Source organism: Kaistella yonginensis, assembly GCF_030409525.1.
Classification (GTDB): domain Bacteria; phylum Bacteroidota; class Bacteroidia; order Flavobacteriales; family Weeksellaceae; genus Kaistella; species Kaistella yonginensis.
On record NZ_JAUFQB010000022.1, the window covers coordinates 25,184 to 37,328 of the forward strand.

11 protein-coding genes are annotated in these 12,145 nt (G+C 34.1%); 3 read left to right on the top strand and 8 right to left on the bottom strand.

All coding sequences use genetic code 11. The features are described from left to right. Position 1 precedes the first annotated feature (1 nt). The 3 genes from QWY78_RS08520 to rsmG all read right to left on the bottom strand — a co-directional run bounded on the left by QWY78_RS08520 (position 2) and on the right by rsmG (position 3,955). Complete coding sequence (locus QWY78_RS08520; protein WP_290218711.1) at positions 2-2,728, bottom strand: PD-(D/E)XK nuclease family protein; 2,727 nt, start codon at positions 2,726-2,728, stop codon at positions 2-4. A 141-nt stretch (positions 2,729-2,869) separates the two neighbouring features. Then, a complete protein-coding gene (locus QWY78_RS08525; protein ID WP_290218713.1) occupies positions 2,870-3,286 on the bottom strand; it encodes a hypothetical protein in 417 nt (138 codons plus the stop codon). A 33-nt stretch (positions 3,287-3,319) separates the two neighbouring features. Continuing rightward, positions 3,320-3,955: a 16S rRNA (guanine(527)-N(7))-methyltransferase RsmG gene (gene rsmG, locus QWY78_RS08530; RefSeq protein ID WP_290218715.1), complete on the bottom strand. Its 636-nt coding sequence runs from the start codon at positions 3,953-3,955 to the stop codon at positions 3,320-3,322. 99 nt (positions 3,956-4,054) lie between these two features. Between rsmG and QWY78_RS08535 the strand changes: the two genes are divergently transcribed. Continuing rightward, complete coding sequence (locus tag QWY78_RS08535) at positions 4,055-5,254, top strand: pyridoxal phosphate-dependent aminotransferase (protein WP_290218717.1); 1,200 nt, start codon at positions 4,055-4,057, stop codon at positions 5,252-5,254. 70 nt (positions 5,255-5,324) lie between these two features. On the opposite strand, the gene QWY78_RS08540 is transcribed toward QWY78_RS08535, so the two are convergent. Continuing rightward, positions 5,325-6,104, bottom strand: coding sequence for a zinc ribbon domain-containing protein (locus tag QWY78_RS08540; RefSeq protein WP_290218718.1), 780 nt, complete (start codon positions 6,102-6,104; stop codon positions 5,325-5,327). A gap of 3 nt (positions 6,105-6,107) precedes the next feature. Beyond that, positions 6,108-7,205: a Nif3-like dinuclear metal center hexameric protein gene (locus tag QWY78_RS08545; protein WP_290218721.1), complete on the bottom strand. Its 1,098-nt coding sequence runs from the start codon at positions 7,203-7,205 to the stop codon at positions 6,108-6,110. A 57-nt stretch (positions 7,206-7,262) separates the two neighbouring features. Between QWY78_RS08545 and QWY78_RS08550 the strand changes: the two genes are divergently transcribed. Continuing rightward, complete coding sequence (locus tag QWY78_RS08550) at positions 7,263-8,093, top strand: ion transporter (protein ID WP_290218723.1); 831 nt, start codon at positions 7,263-7,265, stop codon at positions 8,091-8,093. A 446-nt stretch (positions 8,094-8,539) separates the two neighbouring features. Here QWY78_RS08550 and QWY78_RS08555 read toward each other — a convergent pair whose 3' ends face one another. From QWY78_RS08555 to QWY78_RS08565, 3 genes are all read right to left on the bottom strand, one after another. Further along, positions 8,540-9,592 (bottom strand): peptidylprolyl isomerase, encoded by a 1,053-nt coding sequence (locus tag QWY78_RS08555; protein ID WP_290218730.1) that lies wholly within the window; start codon positions 9,590-9,592, stop codon positions 8,540-8,542. A gap of 85 nt (positions 9,593-9,677) precedes the next feature. Then, positions 9,678-10,187, bottom strand: a complete 510-nt coding sequence (locus QWY78_RS08560; RefSeq protein ID WP_290218731.1) for an FKBP-type peptidyl-prolyl cis-trans isomerase — start codon at positions 10,185-10,187, stop codon at positions 9,678-9,680. A 108-nt stretch (positions 10,188-10,295) separates the two neighbouring features. Continuing rightward, positions 10,296-11,360: a branched-chain amino acid aminotransferase gene (locus QWY78_RS08565; protein WP_290218746.1), complete on the bottom strand. Its 1,065-nt coding sequence runs from the start codon at positions 11,358-11,360 to the stop codon at positions 10,296-10,298. A gap of 84 nt (positions 11,361-11,444) precedes the next feature. Here QWY78_RS08565 and mnmC2 point away from each other — a divergent pair, with 84 nt between their 5' ends. Continuing rightward, positions 11,445-12,119, top strand: coding sequence for a tRNA (5-methylaminomethyl-2-thiouridine)(34)-methyltransferase MnmC2 (gene mnmC2, locus QWY78_RS08570; protein ID WP_290218748.1), 675 nt, complete (start codon positions 11,445-11,447; stop codon positions 12,117-12,119). Positions 12,120-12,145: the final 26 nt, after the last annotated feature.

A 12,145-nucleotide genomic window follows, 5' to 3' on the forward strand; every position in this document is an offset into this window, starting at 1 on the left:
TTTACCAACTTTGTTTCACTTCTTCTACGAAATCACTTGCTGGATTTAGAATTTCTACAATTACGTTTTTAACCCAATTCATAGGACTTACAAGTGCTTGATTGCTAATCGTATCATCACCATAAATCTGTAGATTCTGCACGCCTTTGTTGGCTTCTGCAAAACTCCAAATGCCACATGCTAAAGAATGATCAGGATATTTTTTTTCATTTAAAACCGCATAAGCATAAACACACAGTTGCATTGCCTGTTTATAATCATCTCTAAAAAATAACTGCTCCATTTTTTCTGCATCCTCTTCTTTTTTAGGTTCTTTAATGAGCAGGTTTTTAGTTTTTGCTGTTTTATAATCAATAATTCTTAGGTTCCCGTTCAGTCGGTCGATTCGGTCGATAAATCCGTAGAAAGAAACCTTGTCAGTTTTCCCTTCATCAAGGTAATAATCAATATTTTCAAAGTTCCCTTCCACACTTAAAATTTCTAAAATATTCCCATCTAATATTATTTTTTGATCCACCACCAAAATCGTTCGCACTACCCTTTCTGCAATTGATTTATGAATATAATTCATCCCTTTTTCGTAAAAATCGGTTTGATGATTTAATTGAATAATCGCCTGGTTCATTACTTCAAGCAATTGTTGATTTGAAAGCTCTAAATCGTTAACAGTTAGTTTTTTACCCAAGTGCTTCTCATAAATAATTTGCAGTGCATAATGAACCAAATTCCCATAGCTTCTTTGCGAAAGTTCTTCTTCAATTTCACTGGCTTCGCTGGTTCCTAGAATTTTTGTTAAATAGAAATCAACCGGATTATAAATGAAAGAAGTTAAGTGTGAGGGTGAAACTCTTTTTTTCCATTCCTCTAATTTCTGCAAAACAGAAGGCGTTTTTTCTATTTGAATCAATTGTTTATTAATCGGCTCTGAAGCGTTTTCTATAACAATATTTTCGAGCTTGTGATGTTGATCCTCGATTTCAATTTGAGTAATAAATCTGCTTTTTTCACCTGTATTTACACCCGAACTTAAGGCATTAAACAACAAATGAACATTTTGCGAATCCTGCAGTAAGCGGTAAAAATGATAGGCATAAATACTGTCATTTTCTAAAAAAGTATGCAGATGAAAATGTTGCCGAACATCAAAAGGGAGATAGGTATTCTGCGAATTTCCTAAAGGCAATTTTCCTTCATTTGTGGATAATAAAATAATATTATCAAAGTTCAATAATCGGGTTTCCAAAAGTCCCATGACCTGTAATCCTTGCAAAGGTTCTCCTTGAAAATCAATGGTTTCCGAATTCACCAATTGATTAATCAACACTTCCAAAGTTTCCATTTTTATTTCAAATGAATAGGGTGAAAGTTGATTTTTAATAATTTTAAAACTTTTTTCGAAATGGGAAATATTTTCATACAAAATATCGTCTAAGTCTCTGTATTTTAATTGATAACAATAAGCGATTAAATCATCAATGAATTTTTTTACTGAGGTGGGCTTTTCAAATAAAGTAAAATAAGAAAGTTCTGATAAAAATGAGTTGAATTGCTTTTTTGAAATATACACGATATTTCTTTGTTCAATTTTAGATTTAAATTCCAAAACAAGCTGCTGATCAAATTCCTCATTAGGAAGTTCTTCTAAAACCGATAAAACATCATTGTAATAATACGAAGAGTCTTTTTTCTCCAACTGTTTTTGCAGATAAAAAAGCTGTTTCATGGCATTGCTGAACCCAAGATTTTTCAATGGAAATCCCATGGTAATATTCAAATATTCTACACTGCTCATGGCATCTAAGCAAGTTGGCAGCAAGTTTTCATCTAATAAAACAACTGCGGTATTTGATAAATTTTCATCATTTATTTCAGCAAAAATTTCCGGCAGCACTTTGGCTTGGGTTATATTTCCGGAAACTTCATACACTTTGATGTTTTTAGGTTGTGAAAAATCATTTTCAATCCAGTTGAAATTTCGATTTTCGTTAAACTCTTTCCAGGTTTTTATGGTTCGCAAAAATTTGCCGGCTTCCTGTCTTTCATCATCAATATAATAGGCATCAGCCTGGAAAAAACACTGTGCTTTGTCCCATTGCATTAGGTTTCTTACTAGTTTTTCTTCTACCGGTGTAAAGGCATTAAAGCCACAGAAGACAAACTTTCCACTTGTTTTCTGCGCATAATTTTCGATTTTATTTTTTGCAGTTTCATGAATCATTCCAGAGGTTGCCCAACTTTTATCAGTCAACTTCTTTTTTAATAATGGTAAAAATAAATTCATTTTTTGCCAAAACGTGAGGAATTTTCTTAAGGATCCGTCTTCGCGTATTTCTAAGTTCTCTGACCAGTTTTTTATTTGTTCATCGTCAAACATAAATTCCAACACCGCTTGGTCGGATTCAGAAAATTTCAATATATCATCCCAGTCTTTTAACAACGTTGGAAACCATTTCAAAAAATTGGCAAAATCCTCTGAGGGTTGTATTTCGCGATACACCTCAAAAGAAAAGAGCCACAAGGCAATGCCCTGTACGGGCTGTTGATCAGCTATTTCTTTGATCAAATCCTCTACGGTAAAAAAATTCGGCAGCATCCCAGAATACTGTTTTTCCTTCAATATTTTTTTGATAAAAACGATCGGTCTTTTTCCCGGAAGAACAATATTAAAGGTGGATAGATCTGCATCTTGTACCAGAAGTTCCGTGATGATTTTATGGAGAAATTTCATAAATATATTCTTAATTACTGCCTTTAATCCTAAAGATTATTTAGAAGATGAAAATAAGAAAAATAAAATAAAAAAGCATTAAGAATAATTGAAATCTTAATGCTTTATAATTATAATAAGTGTACTGAATAACTTATGTATTTATTGTACCACGATTGTTTTTTCAATCCAAGTGTTTTCTCCGGCAGCATCTTTTCCATTCCAAAATTTAAAAACATAATTACCCGGCATTTGCGGACGGAAATTAATTTGGGCAGCGCGTGCAACTTCTTCTCCACAAGCGACCCCAGTTTTAAATTTAAAAGAACTCACAGAACGGCTAAGTTCATCCGTATGAATATAATCGTAACCATAAAAGCCTTCGCATTTGGTAGTGAAATTAGAATAGGTTTTGATGGTTTGGGTCGTAAAAACATCCATCGAATCTTGTGCAATTTTTACACTATCAATTTTTACACGAGCTACACTTTGTATTAAATCCTCTTCTTCACGGTCATTACAACTCGTCAATGAGAAAAACACCAAAAGTGCCAAACTGAATTTTAAACTATTTTTCATTGCAGTAAAATTTTAATTAAAATAATAATCTCTTTAGGAATTAAAATTTCCCTTAGATAAATATACTACTTTTTTAGTTTCAAAAAATTCTCCTTCAAAATTATTCTTTAATGGAAATAACTCTGCTTTCAAACCAGCAAGCTCTTCGCCCAAATCTCCTCCTTTTAAATAAAGCACACCGTTGTGTTTTGGATTAAATTGCTCTTTTAAAAATTTACCTTTCAACCAACGTAAAAAAACCGGCATTTGTGTCACTGCTCTGCTCACCACAAAATGAAATTGGTCTTTCATATCTTCTGCTCTTTCGTGAATTGCTGTTACGTTTTTTAAGCCAATTCCCGCCGAAACTTCTTTAACCACGGTAATTTTTTTACCGATGGAATCAACCAAAGTAAAATGAGCTTGAGGAAATAAAATAGCCAATGGAATACCGGGAAATCCACCGCCAGTGCCAATATCTAGAACTTTGGTATTTGGTGCAAATTCCATTACTTTGGCAATTCCAAGGGAGTGTAGAATATGTTTTTCGTAAAGCGAATCCATATCTTTTCGAGAGATCACATTGATTTTTTCATTCCATTCCTGGTACAATTGCTCAAGGTCTACAAATTGTTTTTTCTGAGTGTCAGAAAGATTAGGAAAATATTTTTCAATTAATTCTACAGACATTTTTAAATAAATTTTTTACAAAAATAAACAAACGAATTCACAATTTTTTGGTTTGCACTTTCAAACTAAAAAATTATCTTTGATTCTTTTAAAATCAATATGAAAAAATTCTCAGACCGCCTAAACCGAATGAGCTTTTCACAGACTTTTGTAATGAGCAACAAAGTTCGCCAAATGAAATCAGAAGGGATTGATGTGATCAGTTTAACCTTGGGTGAACCAGATTTTGATGTGCCACAAAATATTAAAGAAGCGGCTTTTGAGGCGATTAATAATAATTTTAGCCACTACTCGCCTGTGCCGGGATTTTTAGATTTAAGAGAAGCGGTTTGCGAAAAATTAAAAAGAGATAATAATTTAGAGTACAGCGCAGCGCAAATTTGCGTGTCCAATGGCGCCAAACAAGCGATTTTAAACGTACTTTCTTCTATTATTAATGATGGTGACGAAGTTATTTTACCCGCACCTTACTGGGTCAGTTATGACGAAATGGTTAAAATGATGGGTGGTAAATCGGTATTTGTAAAAACATCGATTGATACTGAATTTAAAATTACCGCTGAGCAACTTGAACAAGCCATTACGCCTAAAACAAAAGCCTTGCTTTACAGTTCTCCTTGCAATCCCTCGGGAAGTTATTACACTTACGAAGAATTGGAAGGTATTGCAAATGTGATTGCAAAATACCCGCACATAACAATTATCTCTGATGAGATTTATGAGTTCATTAATTACGAAGGAAAACATACTTCCATTGCAGAGTTTCCGCAGGTTTATGAACAAACTGCAGTGATTAACGGCATGTCGAAAGCATTTGCGATGACGGGTTGGCGGATTGGTTACTCGGCTTGCCCGACCTGGTTGGCAGAAGCATGTGAAAAAATTCAGGGGCAGATGACCAGCGGTGCGAATTCAATGGCTCAGAAAGCTTCTATCACTGCCTTGAGAACCGATCCAGGCGAATATCGATTTATGATTGAGGAATTCAAAAAGCGACGGGATTTGGTGTACTCATTGATTAAAAATATCCCAGGATTCAATGTTAATTATCCGAAAGCGGCCTTCTACTTTTTTCCAGATATCTCATATTATATCGGTAAAACATTAAATGGAAACTTCATTAACGATGCTGATGATTTTGCAATGTTTTTATTAGAAAACGCACATGTTGGTACGGTTGGTGGCGTTTCTTTTGGCAACCCCAAATGCATTCGTTTTTCGTATGCAGCGTCTGAAAAAGATTTGAAAGAGGCCATGAAAAGGATTCATGAATTTTTAGAAAATGTAGCACTCAGCTAAATAAATAACCCATAAAAAAACCGGTTTGAATATTTATTTCAAACCGGTTTTTTTTTCTTATAAGAAAGTATTAAAATTTAATAATATCTTTCATTTTTTCATTTTCTTCGTTTACCAAATCATCGTCTACCAGGATTTTTCCGGAATGTTCGTCGATAATTATTTTTTTACGCTGTGCGATTTCCATTTGCTTTTGTGGCGGCAATGTAAAGAATGATCCTTTCGGCGCACCTCTTTCTAAACCTACAACTGCTAAACCGGTTGGTGAATTCGTGCGGATTCTTTGGTATGATGCCAATAATCTCTCATCGATATTCTTTGCAAATTCCTTTGATTTTCCGATTAAGAAATCTTCTTCTTTCTGTGTTTCTGAAACCAAGTTTTCAAGCTCTTCTTTTTTGAATTTCAAGTGATTTTTTAAATCAGCAATTTTAGAATTTAACTCCTCTAAAGTTTCATTCTTATGACCAATTTTCACACTAAATTCATTGATTCTTTTTTCTGAAAGTTGAATTTCCAATTCCTGGAATTCAATTTCTTTATCCAAAGCTTCAAATTCTTTGTTATTTCTTACGTTATCTTGCTGAGACTTGTATTTATCAATCAAAGTTTTTGCGTGACTAATCACTTCATTCTTTGTATTGATTTCATCACTTTGAGCTTTAATCTCGCTTTGAAACTTATCAGCTCTTTTTTCCAGACCTTCGATTTCAATTTCTAAATCTTCAACTTCAATCGGCAATTCGCCTCTTGTGCTACGGATTTCGTCTAATCTTGAATCGATGATTTGTAGGTCGTAAAGTGCTCTTAGTTTGTCTTCAACGGCGATTTCTACTGTTTTTTTAGCCATATTTTATAAAAAATAGTTTACAGGGTTGGTTTTCTCGGTAGATTTTGAGACTGCAAAGGTAGTGAATTTTTGTGATAATATATCAACTAAATGCTCCGTAACAAATTGTTCAGATTCAAAATGACCGATATCACAGGTTAACATTTTGCCTTCTCCCAGAAAATAATCATGATATTTGAGGTCGCCTGTTAAATATGCGTCACATTGATGCACAAGAGCGGCGCCTATTCCACTTGCTCCACTTCCACCCAAAACCCCAACTCGTTTGATTTTTTTCTTGTTTAAATTGGAGTGCCGAATGGCTTGTAAATTAAATTTCTCTTGTACAAAACCTAAAAATTCTTCTTCGTGCATTGGTTCTTCAAATTCTCCAAATCGTCCCAAACCTACAAATTGATTTTCATTTTCTAGCTGAATGATTTGATAGGCTACTTCTTCATAAGGATGGGCCGACCGCATGGCAGCGAGAATCTGGTTTTTTTTGTAATTTTCATAAATTACAGAAATCAGCACTTCATCAGCCTTTTCTCGAACTCCTAGTGTTCCGGAAAATGGCTTTGCTCCCTCAATTGGTCTAAATGTTCCTTGGCCCGAAACTGAAAAACTGCATTCTTCATAAAAGCCGATATTTCCCGCACCAGAATCAAAAAGTGCATTTTGCAATTTTTCGCTAAAATTTTGCGGAACGAAAACTTCAAGTTTATGCAGGTTTTGTTTTTTTGGCATTAAAATTTTTTGATTTTGAAGTCCAAGCTCTTCGCAGATTCTAAAATTCACACCAAAAAAGTCATTGTCAAAAGCCGTGTGAATAGCATAAATAGCGATTTTATTTTCGATGGCTTTCAGCACTGCTTTTTCAACATGGTTTTTTCCGGTAATCGATTTTAGACCTGAAAAAATAATGGGATGAAAAGTCACAATGAAATTAATATTCATAGTAATAGCTTCCTCTATAACACATTCCAACGCATCGTGGCAGACCAAAATACCGGAAACCTGCCGTTCTAGATTTCCGCAAAGTAAGCCTACATTATCATAATCTTCCGCTTGTGCTAAAGGAATTATTCTTTTCAGGTCAATAATTAATTCATTTACTGTCATTTTCTTATGTTTGCAACGAATTTAAGAATTAAATCTGTAAATATACCCTCAATAGCAATGGAAAGAGAACATAATTTTATGCCGGAGCGAACCCGCTGGAAACGTAAATTATTCCGCATTATTTTCAAAGCTGATACCAAGATGGGTAAACTCTTTGATATCATGCTGTTGGTCTTAATCCTGCTCAGCACCTTCATTGTCATGATGGAAAGTGTTCGGGTGTTCGATGCCAAACTGCATAATGTATTTGTGATTGTAGAGATCATCATTACGGTTTTTTTTACGATCGAATACGCCTTACGGGTCATCACTATTAAAAATAAAAAAGATTATATTTTTAGTTTTTTTGGGGTAATCGATTTTCTGGCAATTTTACCTTTCTATTTGAGTTTATTTTTTCCCATTACCAAATACTTCCTCATCATTCGAATGCTCCGAATGTTAAGAATTTTTAGAATCTTAAACTTAATGGATTTTATGGACGATGGTTATTTCATTGTCACCGCGCTGAAGAATAGTTCCAGAAAAATCTATATTTTCCTCTTATTTTTAATGATATTCTCAGTAATCGTGGGTTCGATGATGTTTATGGTAGAAGGTCACCGTGAGGGTTTTGAAAGTATACCTCAGAGTATTTATTGGGCAGTAGTTACCGTGACAACAGTTGGTTATGGCGATGTTTCACCGGGAACACCATTGGGAAAATTTCTTTCGGTATTATTAATGCTTGCGGGGTATTCAATCATTGCTGTTCCTACCGGGATTGTTACCGCTGAAATGAGAAATAAACGCCAGGAGATTGGTAAATTTTGCAACCGCTGTGGTAATGGAGATGTTGATGACGACTCCAGATTTTGTAAAATTTGTGGGGAGAGAATCGTTGAATAAAAGAAAGGTACATTAAAAAATGCACCTTTTCTTCCTTCCAATCATTTGTGTTTTCGTAATTGGCTTTTTACTTAATCTTGATTTTTTAGGGTTAAAAAAATCATCATTTGTGTTTGATTGGTTTGTAGCTTTTACCCTATTTTTTAAGATTAAATTAGATCGAAGAAATATGAATTGACCCCATTGAGAAATAAATCTTACGGTAGATTATAATAGATTAATGAAAAAATAAAATTAAATTCATAGTGCTTGATCTTATGCTACAAATATAAAAGTTAATTCCTTAAAAACTCACCGTTAAATCACCCTATTTTTATTAGAAAAGTAATTTATAATGCAAATAATTATTAATAGGAGCTATTAAGACCTAAAAAGCACTTCAATTGCTTGAAGTGCTTTTGTTTAATTTGCAATGAAAAATCCATCAAAAGGATTTTTTTGGAAATCTATTGTGCAAGCGTGCTGTTCACTTTTACCAATTTTACATCAAAGATGAGCCATGCGTTTGGAGGAATAACACCACCCGCTCCATTTGCTCCATAACCAAGCTCCGATGGAATTAGTAAAGTAGCTGATTCTCCTTCTTTTAATAAAAGAATTCCTTCATCCCAACCTTTAATTACTTGTCCTACCCCAATTGGGATTTCAATCGGTTCATTTCTTTTAAATGAAGAGTCGAATTCTTTTCCATCAACCAGTTTTCCTGCATAATGCACAGATACTACATCGCCTGTATTTGCCTTCTTCCCATTGGTTGTTTCTGTAATTTTATAGTATAATCCAGAAGGTGTCGCTTGCATTGTGGCTTTTAAGTCATCAACTAGTTTTTGCTGATTGGCAGCAAACTCTTCGGCTTTTTTCTTTTTATCTGCCTCTATTTTGTCGAGAATTGCTTTGTTATTTTCCTTGATTTTTCCTTTTCCTTCTGTGAAAATTTTTGCAGCGTCATAATTTTTGTACTGATCACCTTTTGAGAAAATGGCCACTTTTTCTAAAACAACATCAGTTTTAGGTTTATCTTGTGCTCCTTTTTCTACCGTGGCAATAGAATCAATAACTTCAATTCCGTTGACTACTTCACCAAAAATGGTGTGCTTTCCATCCAACCAAGGGGTTGCAATCTCTGTAATGAAGAACTGTGATCCGTTGGTATTCGGTCCTGAATTTGCCATCGATAGAATTCCTTTTCCGGTATGCTGAAGGTCGTTTTTTTCATCATCAAATTTATATCCTGGATCGCCCATTCCGGTTCCTTTTGGATCTCCACCTTGAATCATAAAATCTTTAATTACCCGGTGAAAAATAGTACCGTCGTAGAAAGGAATATCATTCTTTTTTGCGGTATTTTCAATTTTTCCTTCAGCTAATCCAACAAAATTCGCCACGGTAACGGGGGATTTTTTGTCTTCAAGTTTTACAATCATATTTCCTTTTGAAGTTTGGAAATTGGCATAAAGTCCTTCTTTCAGACCTGCGTAAGTTTCTTTGTCTACATTCATTTTTTTATAAATTGGGGTGCAACTTGTTATTGAAATCGCTGCTATCGCGATTAATAAATTCTTTTTTAACATAAATAGCAATATTTTAGAGTACTTTTAATTTAATTATCAAAGGCATATCATTTGAAATCTGATCATTATCTCCGTACGTTCCATAGCCTAAGGCAGACGGAATCAGCAACGTTACTTCCTGATCTTTGCCCATATACCGTAATGCATCTTCTATGGGTTTTAGCTCTTGGAAATGACCAAAAACAACATTTTTATTTTCTATGGGAGTTTCATACAGTTTTACCCAATCAAAATCATAAATATAATATAGGTAAGAGATCGAGTCACCATTACTTTTCCTGTTTTGATTTTGAAGATTTGCATCATTTACCCAATAATTCATCTTCATGGGATAAAAGTCTTCATTTTGGTTTTTAATCCAGTCTTCAATTTGTCCTCTTTCAAGAATATTTAGGTTTTTCGATCTGTTTTTCGAAATATCCAAATCTTTTTCACTCAATATTCCACCTACTGGTGGATGTGTGGGTGCATGTTCCACACAGCCAATCATTAATAACGAATAAAATACAATCAATTTTTTCATAAAAACTTTTGCGAAAATAAGCATTTCGATTTAGATTCAAAAACGAAAAAACCGAGAAGAAATTATTCCCGGTTTTAATTTGCTAATGATCTGGAAAAATTATACCGTTTATAAAATGTTTTTTTCTACTAAAACTCTCCACCCAAAAGGATCTTCAGCAATATTCGTTTGAATATCTACCAAATCTTTTTGAAGGGTTAAGGCAAAACTTTCTTCTAATGATAATTGTGGCAATTCTAATTTCTCACCTTGATAACCTATCGCTTTGAAAACGGACGTAACAACTGCAGTTCCTACTCCCCAGATTTCTTTCAATTCGCCATTTTTATGCGCCTCAACAACAGCTTTCACGGAAACGGGTTCCACTTTTATATCAATTCCTCTCTTTTTCGCTAGTTGGATGAAGCTGTCTCTGGTAACACCGTCTAAGATTTTTTCTGAAGTTGGTGGTGTATAAATCGTATCATTAATCCGAACAAAAACGTTCATCGTACCACTTTCCTCAAAATATTCGTGCGTAGAATCATCAGTCCAAATAATCTGCTCAAATCCTTCGTCATTCGCCAATTTAGTCGGGTAAAAAGAAGCGGCATAATTTCCTGCAGCTTTGGCAAAGCCTACACCACCGTTGGCAGCTCTAGAATAATAATCAGAAATTTTTACGGAAACGGGTGCAGAATAATAACTTTTTGCTGGTGTTGCTACGATAGCAAACATGTATTTATTGGCAATTCTAGCTTTTAAGGCTTCTTCTGTCGCAAAAATTAGCGGTCGAATGTATAATGAATTTCCTTCGCCAAAAGGGACCCAATCTCTATCTAGGTCGACCAAGGCTTTCAAACCACCTAAAAATACTTCTTCAGGAATTTCTGGCATTGCAAGTCTAGTGGCTGATTTATTGATTCGGGAAAAATTCTTTTCTGGTCGGAAAATGAAAACTTGACCGTCTTTATCTTTATAGGCCTTCATTCCTTCAAAACAGGCTTGGCCGTAATTAACACCCATCATTGCTGGAGTAAAAGGAAGTGGGCCGTAAGGCATTACCTTCACATCTCCCCATTTCCCGTTCTCATATTCGCAAATAACCATGTGATCACTAAACATATTTCCGAAAGAAAAGTTCTCTGGATCAAATTCTGAAATTCTCGGATGAGTAGATTTTTCAATTATCATTTTTTAAATTTTTATTGATGTTCTACAAATTTATAATAATTTTTCAAATATCAAAATTTTAAATTAATTTTGAAAAAAAATAGCATGAAACGAGAAATAAAAACCACCTCAGATGGTAGCAAAACATTATATATCAATGAATTAAATGAGAATTACCATTCGCACCACGGTGCCCTTCAGGAAGCCAAACACGTATTTATTGATAATGGATTAAATTTAATAAAAGATTGCGATATTAATATTTTAGAACTCGGTTTTGGAACAGGTCTTAATGTTTTAGTCTCAATTGATGAATTTTTGAAAACTGACAAAAATCATAAAATTCATTATTTTACCCTTGAAAAATATCCTATAAATATAGATGAAGTGACAGAATTAAATTACGGATCACTATTTTCTAAAAATGAAATGTCGGAAATTTTCCTAAAAATTCACAATGCTCATTGGAGCAAAAAGACCGAAATTTGGCCAAATTTCTTCCTTACCAAATACCAGGCTGATTTTTTTGAGCTTAAAAATCTAGACCTCCCGAAAATTGATTTGGTTTATTTTGATTGTTTTGGTGCGCGAGTTCAACCTGATTTATGGGAAAAACCTCTTTTTGAATTGGTTGCAGACACTATGAAATCTGGAGGATTGCTAACAACCTATTCTTCTAAAGGCAGTGTTCGCCGCATTTTAACGGCATTAAACTTTAAAGTAGAAAAAAAATCAGGCCCTCCGGGAAAACGTGAAATGATTAATGCCATCAAGAATTAAATGAGGCAAAAATTCCTAACTTGTAA

Coding starts and splice junctions, on each gene's coding strand:
- QWY78_RS08560 (WP_290218731.1), bottom strand. CDS start 10,187: ATGAAAAAATTGATTGTATTTTATTCGTTATTAATGATTGGCTGTGTG.
- QWY78_RS08555 (WP_290218730.1), bottom strand. CDS start 9,592: ATGAATGTAGACAAAGAAACTTACGCAGGTCTGAAAGAAGGACTTTAT.
- QWY78_RS08545 (WP_290218721.1), bottom strand. CDS start 7,205: ATGACAGTAAATGAATTAATTATTGACCTGAAAAGAATAATTCCTTTA.
- QWY78_RS08525 (WP_290218713.1), bottom strand. CDS start 3,286: ATGAAAAATAGTTTAAAATTCAGTTTGGCACTTTTGGTGTTTTTCTCA.
- QWY78_RS08535 (WP_290218717.1), top strand. CDS start 4,055: ATGAAAAAATTCTCAGACCGCCTAAACCGAATGAGCTTTTCACAGACT.
- mnmC2 (WP_290218748.1), top strand. CDS start 11,445: ATGAAACGAGAAATAAAAACCACCTCAGATGGTAGCAAAACATTATAT.
- rsmG (WP_290218715.1), bottom strand. CDS start 3,955: ATGTCTGTAGAATTAATTGAAAAATATTTTCCTAATCTTTCTGACACT.
- QWY78_RS08565 (WP_290218746.1), bottom strand. CDS start 11,360: ATGATAATTGAAAAATCTACTCATCCGAGAATTTCAGAATTTGATCCA.
- QWY78_RS08520 (WP_290218711.1), bottom strand. CDS start 2,728: ATGAAATTTCTCCATAAAATCATCACGGAACTTCTGGTACAAGATGCA.
- QWY78_RS08540 (WP_290218718.1), bottom strand. CDS start 6,104: ATGGCTAAAAAAACAGTAGAAATCGCCGTTGAAGACAAACTAAGAGCA.
- QWY78_RS08550 (WP_290218723.1), top strand. CDS start 7,263: ATGGAAAGAGAACATAATTTTATGCCGGAGCGAACCCGCTGGAAACGT.